The organism is Sphingomonas sp. PP-CC-3A-396, assembly GCF_004343105.1.
GTDB lineage: Bacteria > Pseudomonadota > Alphaproteobacteria > Sphingomonadales > Sphingomonadaceae > Sphingomonas.
The window spans coordinates 356,580-372,563 of record NZ_SLYF01000003.1 but is presented as its reverse complement, the minus strand read 5'-3'; the positions used below and the strand labels follow the sequence as shown (position 1 = coordinate 372,563).

Genomic DNA, 15,984 nt, shown 5'->3' with positions numbered 1-15,984 from the left:
AGGGAACATCGTGGACCGCGCAAACTCAACCCGATCATCAGCAGCGAGCTGAACCGTATCACCGTTGACTCTTAAATCTACATATGTTGAAAAAGCGAATGGTGCGCGATCGACGACCCTCGAAACAGATGCTCACGCTACTCGCGGCGATGGCGGATCATCCTCAGAACTGGCGGCATGGGTATGACCTGATGAAGGATACCGGCATCTCGTCGGGCACGCTCTACCCGTTGCTCGTACGGATGACGGAGCAGGGATTGTTGGAGGCCGAGTGGCGCGAACCGATACAGGCCGGGCGGCCCCCGCGTCATGTCTATCGCCTGACCGCCGCGGGAGTATCGCTTGCGCGCTCGATCGGGAATGACCGTGCGCAACCCGTCGGGGAAATGCTCTGGATATGACTGTCGCGTTGTCCCGGTGCCTGATGAAAATCGCGATCCGCTGCGTCGGTGCTCGTCGTCGCGATTGGGGGCTTGCGATGCTGGGCGAGTTCGAGGCGTCGATCGCCGATGGCAAGCCGTTGTCCTTTGCGCTTGGCTGCCTGCACGGCGCGTGGCGGATGATGCTCACCGACCCGGACGGGCGCTTTGCGCTGACGAGTTACGCGCTCGCGGTAGGCCTGATCCTTCCCCTCGCCGCCGTGTTGACGATTGGCGCGATTGTCGGCTTCCCGTATCTCGATTTTGGGCATGACGACGTTGTTGGTATCCTGTCATTCGGTGGTGCGCGCCCGAATCTTCTCGACGACGGTAACCGAGCGGCGGCATCGTCACTGTCGCTAGCCGTGTTCCTGCTGGCCGGCGCGAGTGTCCTCATCGCCTGGGCGATCCTGGACCGTAACTGGGATCGCGTTGCGGCGCTTGAGCGGTTCACCGCCGCGGCGACACTGACCCTGATAGTATTCGTTGCGCTGCTCGGGTTCGATGAGACTCGCATGGCGCTGCCGATCCTGGCGTTTGTCGCGCAGCATGTTGCGATCCTGGTGCTCGTGCGGTGGCAATGGTGCATAGATCGAGACACCGCAAATACGCAGTACGATTCCGGGTATAGTTGATCCGTTTGGTGTCGCCGATTACCGAAGCCTCATAAAGGTGAAGCACCCGTGAGATCACCCGACAATATGTATTGCGATACTCTACGGGCTGGTCGTCTTTCTTTGACGGTTCTCGCCCTTAACTGGTCGGTGGCGGGTATTTGCCAGTCTAGGGCGCTTCCCGCTGCGCCGGTCAACGCCGATCCCGATGCAACACCCGCCCGGCCCGACGCATTGGATACGCGTCACGATATCATTGTCGTCGGCCGGCGCGGGCAGGTCGATACCGCGATCCAACCGCTGGCGACGCTGGATGCGGGGGCGATAGCCGCGACTGGCGCGACCTCGATCGATGAGTTGCTGCGTACCATTCGCGGGGTGACGCAATCGGGCGACGGGCAGGAGCCGATCTTCCTGCTCAATGCGCAACGCGTGTCGGGATATCAGGAGATCGGCAATCTGCCGCCGGAGGCGATCGAGAAGGTCGAGGTGTTTCCGGAGCCGGTCGCGCTTCAATATGGCTATCCACCGACCCGGCGGATCGTGAACTTCATCACCAAGCGCCGGTTTCGCCAGCTGTCGTTGAAGCAGGCCGATGGTACGTCGACACGTGGTGGTGCCGACAATGCCGACGCGCATCTCGATTTTACGCGGCTGCGCGGCGACGGTCGCCTGACTCTGTCGCTGGATGCGCGTCATACCGATGCGCTGCTGCAATCGCGGCGTCGCGTCCTGCCGGATCCGGACGTGCCGTTTGACGCGAGGGGCAACATCACCGGTGTGCTGGCAGGGGGCGAGATCGACCCGGCATTGTCCGCAATGGTGGGGCAGGTCGTGACGATCGTCCCGGTGCCGGCGGGGCCGCTATCGGTCGGCATGGTTGGACTGGACAGTTTTGCGGCGAACGCAAACCAGCCGCGGCTGTTCGATCTGTCGCCGCTGCGTACGCTCGCACCCGCGAACGACACGATCCACGGCGAGGCGGTGATCGCCAACCGGATCGGCCGAAAGATGTCCGGTTCTCTGACGCTGACCGCGGACCATAGTCGCGAGCGGACCGTGTTCGGCCCCGCCAGCGCGACGTTCATGCTGCCCAGTGGCAATCCGTATTCACCGTTCAGCCGGGACGTGCTGCTCCAGCGCTACCTCGTCGAGGCGCCGCCGCTCAGCCAGCGCACCGATATCACCACGCTTCATGCCGGTACCGTGGTGCGTGGCGCATGGCGGGGCTGGCAATGGGACTGGACCGGTACGCTCGATATGCAGCACCGGGACGGCATCGTCGCCAAGGCGATCGACATCACCGCCGCCAATGCCGCGATTGCCGCCGGCGCCGATCCGTTCCGGCCGTTCGATTCCGCGCTCCTTGCCACCCGGCTTGTCGATCATACCGTGCAATCGACCTATGGTGCCGGGACCAAATTCGTTGCGACCAACCGCCCGTTGCGCCTCCCCGCGGGCCGCGTCACGTTAACCGCCACCGTCGAGGGCGAGCAGATCGGTACGGACAGCAGGACGCGCGGCGCCACGCCCTCCGCGATCGCCTTCGATCGCAGCCGGGTCGAGGGCGCAGTCGCGCTCGACCTGCCGATCGCATCACGCCGCGAGGATGTCCTGCCTTGGATCGGCGAGCTGTCGGCCAACACCTCCGCCAGCGTCCGCCACGTCGGCGGTTTCGGCAGTCTATCGGACTCCACGCTGGGCGTGAACTGGGCGCCGTTCACCGGTCTGCAGCTGTTGGCGCAGTTCAAACGGTCGGCCGTTGCGCCGACGCTGGACCAGCTTGCCGGGCCGCAGATTTCGGCGCCACAGGTCTCGTTGTTCGACTTCGCTACCGGCCGCTCGACGCTCGTCACGCTGTTTCTGGGCGGCAACCCGGCGCTGTCCGCGGAGCGTCGCCGGACGCGTTCGATCGGCGCGACCGTCAAACCGTTCGCCAAGAGCGAGCTTCGGATCGGCGCAACCTACGAGGCAACCGAGATACGGGATGGCATCCAGACCGTCTACGCGCTCACCCCGGCCATCCAGGCGGCGCTGCCCGACCTGTTCGTCCGCGATGGCGCCGGCGCATTGGTATCGGTCGCTTTCCGTCCGACTAACGTCTTCCGAGAGCGTCAGCGGACGCTGAACATCACGCTCGCCGCCAACGGCCAACTCGGTCGCGCCAAGCCTCCCACGACGCCGGATGGTCGGCCGCCCGACCGCCCGACCTTCTACGGCGGGATCGGCCCGACGGTCCGCTTTGCCGACCGGATCGCGCTCAGGCCGGGGGCGCCGATGCTCGACCTGCTGGCCGGCGACACGCTGTCGGGTGGCACGACGCAGCGACTGGCCGGCTATGGCTATGGGGGTTTGAGCTATCTCGGCAATGGCGGCACGTTCGACTTCTACTGCACCGGTCCGGCCACCGTTCGCGGGACGGTCGCCGCATCGACCCTGACATTCGCGCCTCTGTGCAAGATCAATCTCAGCGGTTCGCTGAGCATCCACCATTTTCTGCCGCACCAGAACTGGACCCGGCATCTCGGCTTCAAGCTCGAAGTCGCCAACATAACCGATGCGCGTCAACGCGTGCGTGATGCGAGCGGCTCCGTTCCCTATCGTTATCAGCCGGATCTGCTCGATGCCGTCGGCCGCAGTGTAGTCCTGTCGCTCCGCAAACTCTTTTGACCTTCAGGGCAGTCGTCCGGCTGGGGATTTAGGACCGCTAGACAAACGTCCCGGTAGCAGCGCGCCGATCAACGGAAGATCACCTTGGTTCGATGTCGTATGCCAGTAAAATACCGCTGGTCGCGCACGTCACGACTGGCGCCACCGTGTTGCCGCAAATGCCCCGCATCATCCCTAAAATCCGATGTCACGCGGCGTTCGGATAGGTGCGGGAGATCAGGCGTGCGTTTCAGGAACGTCTCGACAGTGCCATTGCACTTGGGCCTGTTTAGTCTTGCCGCTACCGTTGCACAGGCGAACGAGCGCCGTAGCCTCGCGGTCCCCGAGACGATGGCGCAGGCGAGCGTGACGCGATCGTCTTCGGCCGATTGGCAGCCGGTGATGACCGGACGCCTGAAGAACGGCGTGCGGTTCGCTATTCTGCCCCGGCGCGGGGACGAACCCGGCATCGGCGTGCTGATGCGGAACGAGGGTGGCTTCATCGAGGAACACCGCCCGGGCGAACGCGGGCTCACCCATCTGATCGAACATCTCGTCTTCACGAGCCCGACGATCGATGCGCCCGACGAACTTCGGCATTTTCCCAAAGTCGGCTTGCCACTGACCTTTCCCGCGCCCTCCGCCGCGACGACGAGTTGGCGCGAATCCAATTACTTCGTATCGACAAGAACGACCAGGATGACCGATCTCGACACGCTGCTGGGGCTATTCCGCGAGGTGGCGACCGACTTGACGTTCCGTGCGGACGCGGTGGACGATCAGCGCGCGGACGTGACCCGTGAAATGGGCGAAAAAACGCTCGGGAACGACATCTACGCCAGGTATATCGCAGCCGTCGCACCTGGCTCTCCGACTGACGTGATCGACGCCCAGAATTCGGACGACGTACCGACAGCAAGCATCGCCACGATCAGGGCTCTCTATCAGCGGTTATACCAGCCCGAAAACATGATGATCGTGATCGTCGGAAACGTCGATCCGGTAAAGACGAAGGCGCTGATCCGCGAGCATTTCGGCAGTTGGCGGCACGCCGGGCAGGCTACCGCGCATGTCGCCGTGCCAGCGTTTCAATCCGACCGCATCGCACCGATCAGCGTCGCAGCGCTGCCCCAAGGGCGAAGGACCGCGCTGATGACGGTGGTGATGCCGACGGCTCTGCCGCTGCCGACCCGCGGACAACATATCGACGCTATGCTGCTGGAGATGCTGGTGCTCCGCGCGGTCAACACGCGGCTGAGCGCAATGCAACCAGACAGTCCACCGGGCAAGGTCGGGCTCTACATCGAGAACGGTGAGCAGGGTCACCGGCTGATCATGCTCTGGGACAATTTCGCGGGCGACGCATGGCACCCCGCCATTGCCGGTCTGGCCCGGGTGAGGTGCGCGCTTGATAGTGGCGGCTTCTCCGATCAAGAATGGGACGCGGCACAGCGCGCTCTGATCCAGGATCTCGACCGGCGTACCAGCGCCATGGGCCAAGTTCAGAACGTCGAACTCGCCAAGGACCTTTCGCACGCTTTTGCCGCGGGCAGGGCGCTGATCCCGCCCAGCGCATTATTGCGACGCGCGCAGACCCGTCTTCCAGCGATCGATGCACAGGCGGGCAACTATTGGTGGCGTCAGCAATGGCGTGCCGGGGTTCGCCATGTCCGGGTGGAATCGCCCGATCTTGCTCCAATGGCCGGTGACGGGAGCGCGATACGGACATCGATTGCCGAGGCATCCAAGACCGGCTGCAACGGTCTCTGAATTTTCGGGACTTGGGAAAGGAGGTCGACATGGTGGGCGATCTGATCGTCATGGCCATCGCTGCATCGGCCGGGTCACAAACGGTTGTTCCCCTCGCGCTGGAATTCGACCTCGCCAAGGTTCGCCCCAAAGAAGTGACCTGCGCGGATCGAACCGCCTCTGACGACGTCGTCGTGTGCGCGCCAAAGGGGATGGATATCTGGCTCGGCGATGTACGAGGTTTTTTGGCGAAGCCCGTTCGCGCGGAATTCACCGGCCCCCTGAAAGCCGAGACCACTATTCACGCGATCCAGCAGACAAGTCCGGTAGCCACGACGCCCGCCGCCGCCGTCACCTTCAAATGGCGATTTTAACGCCGCCGGATCACGACCGCCTGGCGCAGGGTCGGCCCCGCTAGATCGACTGCCGCCCCGCCTGCGCGCAATACTATGCTGGTACTATGCGATCGTCGCAGATCGATCTCGAAGCGCTATGCCGTACCCCGTAAATCCCGGGGGCGGGCAGGACGCTCGCGATACGAAAGGTACCGAGGCGAGATGTCGTCTGAACCCATATCGGAGCCCGATCCTACCGGGCTCGTCATCTATGTCGGCCAGGATCGCGCGGGCCATTGGCTGGTCCAGGACAGCAGGCGCAGCCTGGAAGGTCGCTTCATCTCCTACGGCGCGGCAATGCGCTATGCGCAGGCCGAACGGGATATCTACCATGCGAGCGTCGAGATCGCCGACCTGCCGCTGACGCCGCTCGTGTCCTTTGCCCCCGTCGGTCGCGACGAGCGGGCGCTGCCACGTGCGGCTTGATCGGGAGATTGCGATGAACGTTCATGCTATTCCCGTCCGGTTGCGGACGGCGGTCGGCGGTAACACGCCGCGGCACCCGTCAAAGGCCGCCGTGCAGGACCCGCGCTGGCCCCAGATCGAGGCCGCCTTGTCGGCATTGCGGACGAATGGCCGACACGCAGTGCGTATCGTCGATGCCCAATGCGGTGCCGGGACGCTACTGTTGCACGCCCTGGCGGAGGCGCGACGGCTTGGTTTTACCGCGATCGAGGGACATGGCATTGACCGATCGCCGCTGTTGATCGGTCGCGCGCGGTCCGCCGCGCTTCGCGTCGTCGACCCTGCGATCGGCCTGGATTTCGACGCTGCGGACATGGTCACGGCCTTGCGCGACGAGCAGGACCTGCCCGCCGATATCGTGATCTGCCACGACTCCGCGCGGGCGCGGCAGCCCGACGCGCGGCTTGCGCTGTGCAAGGCCGGGCGGATCGTGATCGACGATCAGGCCGGTTCGCATGATCGGGATATCGCGGCATGACCAGGCGCGATATTGCGTGGCGTACGGTCGGGCTGGTCATGGCGGCCGGGGCTTGCGGCGTGGTCGCGGCGATGAACGGGTCGGCGCTGGCGATGCTGGTGTTTCCGATCGCGTTGCTCGGCCTGACGCTGATGATCAACGGCAAGCGCGTGGTAGTGGTGCTGCGCGCCGAACGTCACGGGCATGGACATACCGCCGAAGCGATCCATGCCGTGCGCCTCCGTCGCACCCGCCGGCGCGCCGATCCGCCCCATTCCTGATTATCGGACACCGAACACCCATGACCTATTTCAGTCCACGGGACGGCGTGTTGTGCGCCGAGCGCGTGCCGCTGCCCGTCATCGCCGAGGCGGTGGGCACGCCCGTCCACGTCTACTCCGCCGCCGCGCTGCGCGATGCTGCACAGCGGTTCAGGGCGGCGTTGTCGATCCTGCCACGCGTGCGCGTTGCGTTTGCCGTCAAGGCGAACCCGAACGGCGCGGTGCTGCACCTGCTGGGCGGATGCGGCTTCGGCGCCGACATCGTCTCGGGTGGCGAGATGCGGCGCGCGCTCGATGCGGGGATCGCGGCATCGGACATCGTCTTTTCAGGCGTCGGCAAGACCGATCGCGAACTCGCCGACGCGCTCATTGCCGGCGCCGGGCAGTTCAACCTCGAACTGGAGGAGGAGGGACAGGTGCTCGCCGCGCTGGCCCGTGCGCAGGGCAGGCGGGCGACCGCGGTGCTGCGCGTCAATCCCGACGTCGATGGCGGCACGCACGCCAAGATCTCGACGGGGCGGCGCGGCAACAAGTTCGGCGTGGCGATCGCCGACGTCCCCGCGATGTACGATCGCCTGTCCCGCCTCGACGGTCTCGATCTGGTCGGAGTCGCGTTGCACATCGGCAGCCAGCTGCGCGATCTCGCCCCGCTGGAGGAGGCCTATGATCGGATCGGTCAGCTCGTGGCGGACTTGCGTGCGCGCGGCCATGTTGTCGGCCGCGTCGATCTCGGCGGTGGTCTCGGCATCCCCTATCGCGCCGACGACGTCGTTCCGACGCTCGACGCCTATGCCGCGATGGTCGCGCGGGTCACGCGCGACTGGGACGTCGAACTCACGTTCGAGCCGGGGCGGGTGGTCGCCGGTCTTGCCGGAGTGCTGCTGACGCGGGTGATCTGGGTGAAACCGGGCGCCGACCATCCTTTCGTGATCGTCGATGCCGCGATGAACGATCTCGCGCGACCGGCGCTGTACGATGCCTTTCACCGCTTCGAGGCGGTCATGCCCGACGGTGAGCGGATGGTCGCGACGATTGCCGGCCCGGTCTGCGAAAGCGGCGATGTGTTCGCAGTCGCGCGCGATATCGACCAGGTCCGTCGCGGCGACCTCGCCGTGCTGCACGCTACCGGAGCCTATGGCGCGGCGATGGCGTCAACCTACAACTGCCGCGCACTCAGCCCGCAGGTGCTGGTCGATGGCGATCGGTTCGAGATCGTCGCCGATCGCTATCTGCCCGAGGAGTTCGCGGCGTAGGGAGGTGTCAGGTGAGGTACGCGTGGACGATCTCGACCAACTCCTCGGCCGCGACCGTGCGCGGATCGTCGCGCGCGTGTGCGGGATCGATCATGTGCTCGCGGATATGATCCTCGATCACCTCGGCGATGAACCCGTCGAGTGCACCGCGACACGAGGTCGCCTGTTGCAAGACCCGCGCGCATTCGCGGTCTTCCTCGATCGCGCGTTCGAGCGCTTCGATCTGTCCTTTCAGCCGCTTGAGCCGGTTGAGCAGCTTCTTTTTCTCTTTTTCGACATGGCTCATGGCCGAAATGCATCACCCTCTTGATCTATACCCCCCTAGGGTATAGCGGGCGCTCGTCGCGACGCCAAGGGCGCCCGGCAGGTGGCGCAATCGCGGCACCGGTAACGAACAGGACGCACATGAAACCCCGATCTACCCCCTTGTCCGGCGATGGCGACAGTAGCGGCTTTGCCCTGCTGACGATCACGGCTGGACGTCCTGGGTTCGGGCACGCCGTTCACGAATCGCGAGTGCGATCCGGCTGAGCGTCTGTCCCGGACTCGCCCACGAGCCCGGAAGAGACGCCTGATGACCAACGTAGTTTTCCGCACGATCCAGCATGATTGTGCCATTCACGCCGCGCTTGCCGCCGCGCCGCTCCACCGCGGCCGTATCCTTCGCGGATGGGCGGCGAGCGGAGCCCGCGCCATGGCCGAGCCGTCGGCATGACGCACGCCTGTCACGCGGCGACGCTAGCGCGTCTCGTCGGCGGGGAGGGATGGCGTCGTGACTGATATCGTAGCGACAGGCGGCCGGGTCCGCTCGGTTTCGCGCATTCTCCGCCTGACCCAGCCCAACCGCGCCGACGTCATCGCCTTCGTGCTGCTGATCGGTATCGCCGCGCTGCTGGTCCGCGGCGCCGAAGGCGTGGCCGAGCCGCTGTCGCGCTTGCGCGTCGAGCCGGTAACGCTCGATCCGCGGTATCTGCCCTATTACGGGCTGCGCACCGTGATCCGGATGTTCGCGGCACTCGCGGCGAGCCTGGTCTTCACGCTGGTCGTCGCGACGCTCGCCGCACGCAGCCGCCGTGCCGGGCAGATCATCGTGCCGATGCTCGACATCCTGCAATCGGTGCCGATCCTCGGCTTCCTGACCTTTACTGTGACAGCGTTCATGGGACTGTTCCCGGGCCAGATCCTGGGCGTCGAGCTGGCCGCGGTGTTCGCGATCTTCACCAGCCAAGCGTGGAACATGGCGTTCAGCTTCTACCAGTCGCTGCGCGCGGTGCCGTCCGACCTGGACGAGGTCACGCGCGGTTTCGCCTTGTCGCCGGTGCGGCGCTTCCTCCGGCTCGACTTGCCGTTCGCGACTCCGTCGCTGGTCTGGAACGCGATGATGTCGATGTCGGGCGGCTGGTTCTTCGTCGTCGCGTCCGAAGCGATCACGGTCGGCAACACGACTGTGACCCTGCCCGGGGTCGGCTCATGGCTGGCACTCGCGATCGCGCGCAAGGACTTCACCGCAATCGGTCTGGCGGTGGTGGCGATGGGGATCGTCATCCTGCTGTACGACCAGCTCGTCTTCCGGCCGGTCGTCGCCTGGGCGGATCGCTTCCGGTTCGAGCAGACCGCCAGCACCGAGCGGCCGCAGTCCTGGGCCTATGACCTCTTCCGCCGCACGCGCCTGCTGCCGGTGCTGTTCGCGCCGGTTACCGCGCTCGGCCGGCTCCTGCTGGCGCTCGACCGGGGCAGGGCACGCCCGCGCGAGCGCCGCGTCCGCGAACCGAGCATCGTGCTGGAGCGGCTGTGGCAGGCGGTGGTCCTGGTATCGGTGGTCGCCGCGCTCTGGCTCGCCGGACGCTATGTCTTTGCGACGCTGCGGCTCAGCGATGCGGTCGCAGTGTTCGGGCTGGCCTGCATCACCATGCTGCGCGTCGTCGTGCTGATCGCGCTGGCCAGCCTCGTCTGGGTGCCGATCGGCGTCTGGATCGGCCTCAACCCCAAATGGGCGGAGCGCCTGCAACCCGTCGCACAGTTCCTCGCGGCGTTCCCCGCCAACGTCCTGTTCCCGTTCGCAGTGATCGGCATCGTCCATTGGCGGCTTTCGCCCGACATCTGGCTGTCGCCGCTGATGATCCTGGGGACGCAGTGGTACATCCTGTTCAACGTCATCGCCGGCGCCAGCGCGATCCCGACCGACCTGCGCGAGGCGGCGGGGATGTTCGGCGTCCGCGGCTGGCAATGGTGGCGACAGGTCGCGCTGCCCGGCGTGTTTCCCTATTACGTCACCGGCGCGCTGACCGCGTCGGGCGGATCGTGGAACGCCAGCATCGTCGCCGAAGCAGTGTCGTGGGGCACGCAGAAGGTCGAGGCGCACGGGCTCGGCACCTTCATCGCCAAGGCGACCGAGGCCGGCGACTATCCCCGAGTCGCGCTCGGCATCGCGGTGATGTCGATGTTCGTCATCGCCTTCAACCGTCTCGTCTGGCGTCCGATGTACGCCTTCGCCGAACGCCGTCTCCGGCTCGCCTGATGTCGAAAGGACAAGACATGGCAACAGCATTTCTCCGCGCCCCAGCCAGCCGCCCGCTCGTTCGGGTCGAGCATGTCAGTCATCGCTATGGCCGCGGCGATGGCGGAGCGCCGGTGCTCGACGACGTCAGCCTGACGCTGCACGAGGACGAGGTCGTCGGGCTGCTCGGTCGCTCGGGCTCGGGCAAGTCGACGCTGCTGCGATCGATCGCAGGGCTGATCCGGCCGGACGAGGGCCGCGTGCACTTCGCCGACGTCCCCGATGGGCCTGCGCACACGATCAGCATGGTCTTCCAGACCTTCGCGCTGTTCCCGTGGCTGACCGTGCTCCAGAATGTCGAGCTTGGCCTGGAAGCGCAGCGCGTTCCGGCGGACGAGCGCCGCACCCGCGCGCTGGCGGCGATCGACCTGATCGGCCTCGACGGGTTCGAGAACGCCTATCCCAAGGAACTGTCGGGCGGGATGCGCCAGCGCGTCGGGCTGGCGCGCGCGATCGTCGTCAATCCGTCGCTGCTGTTGATGGACGAACCCTTCTCCGCGCTCGACGTGCTGACCGCCGAGACCTTGCGCACCGACCTGCTCGATCTGTGGGCGGAAGGGCGGATGCCGATCAAGTCGATTCTGATCGTCACGCATAATATCGAGGAGGCGGTGCTGATGTGCGACCGCATCCTCGTGTTCTCGTCCAACCCCGGCCGCGTCGCTGCCGAGATCAAGGTCGAGCTGCCGCAGCCCCGCGACCGGCTCGATCCCGCCTTCCGCAAGCTGGTCGACGACATCTACGCGCAGATGACCGCGCGTGCGCCGGTCGAGCCGGTCCGCGACGGGCTGTTCCCCGGCACCGGTATCCAGATGGTGTTGCCGCGCGTTTCGACCAACGCGCTCGCCGGGTTGATCGAGGAAGTCGACGCCAGCCCGTTCGACGGTCGCGCGGCGATGGCCGACCTCGCCGATCAGCTTCAGTTGGAGGTCGACGATCTGTTCCCGATGGCGGAGACGCTCCAGTTGCTGCGGTTCGCCGAGTTGCAGGGGGCCGATATCCTGCTGACGCCGGCCGCGCGACGCTATGCGCAGGCCGATGTCGACGCGCGGAAAGCGCTGTTCGCGCAGGCGTTGCTCGCGCATGTCCCGCTCGCGCAGCACATCCGCCGGATCCTCGACGAGCGTAGCGGGCATGTCGCCCCCGCGCGCCGGTTCCGCGACGAGCTGGAGGATCATATGTCGGAGGATTACGCCGACGAGACGTTGCGGACGGTGACGCACTGGGGCCGTTATGCCGAGGTGTTCGCGTATGACGAGGATGCGGACCGCTTCAGCCTAGACGATGCCGTGTGATCCGGCGGTTCGCTGCGGTACGCGTGGCGGTTCAAGGGACCGCGGGGACGGCATGAGCCTCGGGTACCCGTTTTCAGTTGGGTTGCTCGGAGAGGCGTTTGTATAAGACGGGATGACCGACCCCATCATTCCGTCGACCAAACCACGAACGATCAGCGATCTTGCCAAATTGGCGGGCGTGCACCCGGGGACGGTATCGCGCGCCTTGGCGGACAATCCGCTCGTGAACCCGGAAACGCGGGCGCGTATCCAGGCCTTGGCGCATGAGCATGATTTTCGCCTCAATCAGATGGCGAGCCGATTGCGGACGCAGAAGACCAACGTGATCGGCGTCGTCGTGCCGCTCGGCCATGAGCGCCGCCAGCACGTGTCCGATCCGTTCTTCATGGCGATCCTGGGGTATCTTGCCGACGCACTGACCGAGGCCGGGTACGACATCATGTTGTCGCGGGTCATCCCGGATGCGAGCGACTGGCTCGAGCGGATCGTCGACTCTGGCATGCTCGACGGCGTGCTGCTGATCGGGCAGTCGGACCAGTTCGAGGCGATCGAGCGGGTGGCGCAGCGCTATCGGCCGCTGGTGGTCTGGGGCAGCCATATCGAAGGCCAGCATCATTGTGCCGTCGGCGTCGATAACCGCGCCGGCGGGTTGCGTGCGGGACGACGGCTGATCGAACGCGGATGTCGCCAGATCGCGTTCTTCGGCGAGATCCGCACGCTCGAACTGAGCGAGCGTTACGCCGGGCTGCAACAGGCGACGCAGGAGGCCGGGCTGGGCGAACCGATCCAGTGCGCCACCCATCTCGCCTCCGATGTGATGTCGGACGAAATCGCGGGCCATCTCGATCGTCTCCGCGGCAGGATCGACGGCATCGCCGCTGCGTCGGACGTCATCGCGATGCACACGATCCGGGTGCTCGCGGACCGTGGCATTGCGGTACCGGGTGGCCTGCCCGTGATCGGGTTTGACGATCTGCCGCTTGCCAGCACGATCGTCCCGCGGCTGACGACGGTGCGCCAGGACATTCAGGAGGGTGCATCAGCGATGATCGCCGCGTTGTTTGCCCGACTGGGGGGCGAAGACGCGCCATCGGTCGTCATGCCGGCCGATCTGATCCTGCGCGATTCAGCCTGACCGCCGCCTACTGCCAGTAATAATGATGCGAAAAAGCCACACCGAAAACGTTTGACCACCGCACCGCAATCGATTGTTGCAATCCATTGCATTGGCGCATACCGGCTCTGCATATCAGTCCGCGGTTACGGCGGATCCTGCAGGAGAGGGTATATGAAGACAGCATCCTATTGGCTCGTCGGCGCAGCGCTCGGCACGGTTTTGCCCTTTGCCGCCGCCGCACAGGTCGCGCCCGCATCGGCGCCTGCGCCGGTTGCCGAAACCACCACTGACACCGCCGAGGCCGGCAACGACATCGTCGTGACCGGCACCTCGCGCCCCGAGCGTCGTCTCACCACCAGCATCACGGTCAGCGCGCTCGACGCGACGCAGATCGCCCAGGCCGCGCCGCTCGGCAGCGCCGATCTAGTCCGCAACATCCCCGGTCTGCGTTCCGAGGCCTCGGGCGGCGAAGGCAATGCCAACATCGCGGTGCGCGGCCTGCCGGTCGCCAGCGGTGGCGCCAAGTTCGTCCAATTTCAGGAAGACGGTTTGCCCGTCCTCGACTTCGGCGACATCGCGTTTGCGACCGCGGACGCGTTCGTGCGCCCCGACAACAACGTCCAGCGCGTCGAGGTCGTCCGTGGCGGCTCGGCATCGACCTTCACCAGCAACGCGCCGGGCGCAATCATCAACTTCATCAGCAAGACCGGTAAGACCGCGGGCGGCAACATTTCGCTGACCAAGGGCATCGATTTCGATCGGACCCGGATCGACGCCGATTACGGTGCCCCGATCGGCGACGACTGGAGCTTCCATGTCGGCGGGTTTTACCGGATCGGCGACGGCGTGAAGGACATCGGCTACAACGCCGAGAAGGGCGGCCAGATCAAGGCCAACGTCACGCGCACCTTCTCGAACGGCTTCGTCCGGATCAACGCCAAGTATCTCGACGACAAGGCACCGGTCTATATCCCGGTCCCGGTCAGCAACACTGGCACGAACAGCGATCCGAAGTTTGGTGGGTTTGCGAACTTCAACCCGAAGAGCGACACGCTCCAGTCGCCGAACTTCCGCTCGGATCTGTCGGTCGGCCTGAACGGTCGCCGTATCCGCACCGATATCGCCGATGGCTATCGGACCAAGGTGCGCGGCATCGGCGGCGAGGCGTCGTTCGATCTCGGCGGCGGCTGGACGTTCGACGACAAGTTCAACTACGCCAAGAATTCGGGCGGCTTCACCTCGCCTTACGCAGCAAACGTGAACACCGCCGCGTCGTTCGCGAACTCGATCGGCGGCGCGGGCGCCACGCTGCGCTATGCCACCGGTCCCAATGCCGGTCAGACGATCGCCAACCCGGCGGCGCTGAACGGCAACGGCCTGGCCAGCAACTCGCTGCTGTTCAATGCGACGCTCGAAGACTTCACGAACATCACAAACATTCTGACGATCGGTCGCGACATCAACGGCGGCAGCCTCGGCACGGGCTCGCTCACCGCAGGCTATTTCAAGTCGCGCCAGGCGGTGAAGATGGACTGGCACTGGAACAGCTATCTGCAGGAGGTCAACGGCAACGAGCCGGCGCTGCTCGACGTCTACAACGCCGCGGGCCAGCCGGTTACGCAGAACGGGCTGATCGCCTATGGCGAGCCGGTGTACGGCAATTGCTGCCAGCGCTATTACGATGTCGATTACACCATCGACGCGCCGTATCTGGCGGCGACGTGGAAGACCGGTCGTCTCAACCTCGACGGCAGCGTCCGCTACAACAGCTCGAAGGCGAAGGGCATTTACGCGTCGAACGCGCTGACCGTGCTCGACGTCAATCAGGACGGCGTCATCCAGGTTCCCGAACAGACCGTCCCGGTCGTTAGCCTGTCCGCCGCCAAGCCGGTGAACTATCGCAAGAACTATTTCACGTGGTCGGTCGGTGCGAACTACGAGATCAAGAACGATCTCGCGCTGTTCGCCCGAGTCAGCCGCGGTGCGCGCTTCAACGCGGATCGCGTGCTATTCGGCGGCGGTGTCCGTGATGACGGCAGCATCGCCGACGACGTCGCGGTGAACTTCGTCAACCAGCAGGAGGCGGGCGTGAAGTTCCGCTCGGGTCCGTTCTTCGCCAACGTCACCGGCTTCCGCGCGACGACCGCGGAGTCGAACGAGATCATCATCCCGCAGCAGCGCACGATCAACAATCGCTACCGCTCCTACGGCGTCGAGCTCGAAGCGGGCGTCGACTACGGCGTGTTCCACCTGACCGGCGGCGCGACCTACACGCACGCCCGCATCATCGAGAGCGAGCTGACCCCAGCGCTGAACGGGAATACGCCGTATCGCCAGGCGGACCTGATCTTCCAGGCGTCGCCGTCGATCATCGTGGACAAGCTGACCGTCGGCGCCAACGTCATCGGCACGACGTCGTCCTATGCGTCGGATCTCAACCAGCTGAAGATGCCCGGCTATGTCCTGACCGGTGCGTTCGCATCCTGTGCGATCACGCCTGCGGTCCATGTATCGGTCAATGCGCAGAATCTGTTCAACGTACTGGCGATCACCGAGCTGGGGCTGGCGACCGACACGCTGCCGACGAACGGCATCAACACCGCGCGGGCATTCCCCGGCCGCAACATCAGCGCGACGATCGGCCTGAAGTTCTGATGACAGGCCGTGGCCCCGGATGCCAAGGACGGCATCCGGGACCATCGTTAGACTGCCGCTGCACGGGCGATGTCCTGC

General features: G+C 65.4%; 15 protein-coding genes. 14 read left to right on the top strand and 1 reads right to left on the bottom strand.

Features of this window, described 5'->3' with window-relative positions:
- Positions 1–128: 128 nt before the first annotated feature.
- From C8J40_RS07815 to lysA, 9 genes are all read left to right on the top strand, one after another.
- Positions 129–401: a PadR family transcriptional regulator gene (locus tag C8J40_RS07815; protein WP_132896516.1), complete on the top strand. Its 273-nt coding sequence runs from the start codon at positions 129–131 to the stop codon at positions 399–401.
- Between the two features lie 23 nt (positions 402–424).
- Positions 425–1,054 carry a hypothetical protein gene (locus C8J40_RS07810; RefSeq protein ID WP_132896515.1) on the top strand — a complete coding sequence of 210 codons (630 nt, stop codon included), beginning with the start codon at positions 425–427 and terminating at the stop codon, positions 1,052–1,054.
- 102 nt (positions 1,055–1,156) lie between these two features.
- The gene (locus C8J40_RS07805) at positions 1,157–3,703 is read left to right on the top strand and encodes a TonB-dependent receptor (RefSeq protein WP_132896514.1); all 2,547 of its coding nucleotides are present in this window, start codon (positions 1,157–1,159) and stop codon (positions 3,701–3,703) included.
- 222 nt (positions 3,704–3,925) lie between these two features.
- Complete coding sequence (locus C8J40_RS07800; protein WP_207901161.1) at positions 3,926–5,452, top strand: insulinase family protein; 1,527 nt, start codon at positions 3,926–3,928, stop codon at positions 5,450–5,452.
- 29 nt (positions 5,453–5,481) lie between these two features.
- Positions 5,482–5,805: a hypothetical protein gene (locus C8J40_RS07795; RefSeq protein ID WP_132896512.1), complete on the top strand. Its 324-nt coding sequence runs from the start codon at positions 5,482–5,484 to the stop codon at positions 5,803–5,805.
- 183 nt (positions 5,806–5,988) lie between these two features.
- A complete protein-coding gene (locus tag C8J40_RS07790) occupies positions 5,989–6,252 on the top strand; it encodes a hypothetical protein (protein WP_132734429.1) in 264 nt (87 codons plus the stop codon).
- Between the two features lie 13 nt (positions 6,253–6,265).
- A complete protein-coding gene (locus tag C8J40_RS07785) occupies positions 6,266–6,769 on the top strand; it encodes a methyltransferase domain-containing protein (protein WP_132896511.1) in 504 nt (167 codons plus the stop codon).
- Positions 6,766–7,029 carry a hypothetical protein gene (locus C8J40_RS07780; RefSeq protein WP_132896510.1) on the top strand — a complete coding sequence of 88 codons (264 nt, stop codon included), beginning with the start codon at positions 6,766–6,768 and terminating at the stop codon, positions 7,027–7,029. Before C8J40_RS07785 ends, C8J40_RS07780 begins: the two co-directional genes overlap by 4 nt.
- A gap of 20 nt (positions 7,030–7,049) precedes the next feature.
- Entirely contained in the window at positions 7,050–8,282 is a 1,233-nt protein-coding gene (gene lysA, locus C8J40_RS07775; RefSeq protein ID WP_132896509.1) for a diaminopimelate decarboxylase, read from the top strand.
- A gap of 7 nt (positions 8,283–8,289) precedes the next feature.
- On the opposite strand, the gene C8J40_RS07770 is transcribed toward lysA, so the two are convergent.
- Positions 8,290–8,568, bottom strand: coding sequence for a metal/formaldehyde-sensitive transcriptional repressor (locus tag C8J40_RS07770; protein ID WP_132896508.1), 279 nt, complete (start codon positions 8,566–8,568; stop codon positions 8,290–8,292).
- A 288-nt stretch (positions 8,569–8,856) separates the two neighbouring features.
- On the opposite strand from C8J40_RS07770, the gene C8J40_RS20215 reads away from it, so the two are divergent.
- The 5 genes from C8J40_RS20215 to C8J40_RS07750 all read left to right on the top strand — a co-directional run bounded on the left by C8J40_RS20215 (position 8,857) and on the right by C8J40_RS07750 (position 15,906).
- Positions 8,857–8,997, top strand: coding sequence for a hypothetical protein (locus C8J40_RS20215; protein ID WP_165911382.1), 141 nt, complete (start codon positions 8,857–8,859; stop codon positions 8,995–8,997).
- A gap of 57 nt (positions 8,998–9,054) precedes the next feature.
- Complete coding sequence (locus tag C8J40_RS07765) at positions 9,055–10,800, top strand: ABC transporter permease subunit (RefSeq protein WP_243693265.1); 1,746 nt, start codon at positions 9,055–9,057, stop codon at positions 10,798–10,800.
- 17 nt (positions 10,801–10,817) lie between these two features.
- Entirely contained in the window at positions 10,818–12,134 is a 1,317-nt protein-coding gene (locus C8J40_RS07760) for a nitrate/sulfonate/bicarbonate ABC transporter ATP-binding protein (RefSeq protein ID WP_132896507.1), read from the top strand.
- Between the two features lie 112 nt (positions 12,135–12,246).
- Positions 12,247–13,269, top strand: coding sequence for a LacI family DNA-binding transcriptional regulator (locus C8J40_RS07755; RefSeq protein WP_132896506.1), 1,023 nt, complete (start codon positions 12,247–12,249; stop codon positions 13,267–13,269).
- A gap of 153 nt (positions 13,270–13,422) precedes the next feature.
- Entirely contained in the window at positions 13,423–15,906 is a 2,484-nt protein-coding gene (locus C8J40_RS07750; RefSeq protein ID WP_132896505.1) for a TonB-dependent receptor, read from the top strand.
- Positions 15,907–15,984: the final 78 nt, after the last annotated feature.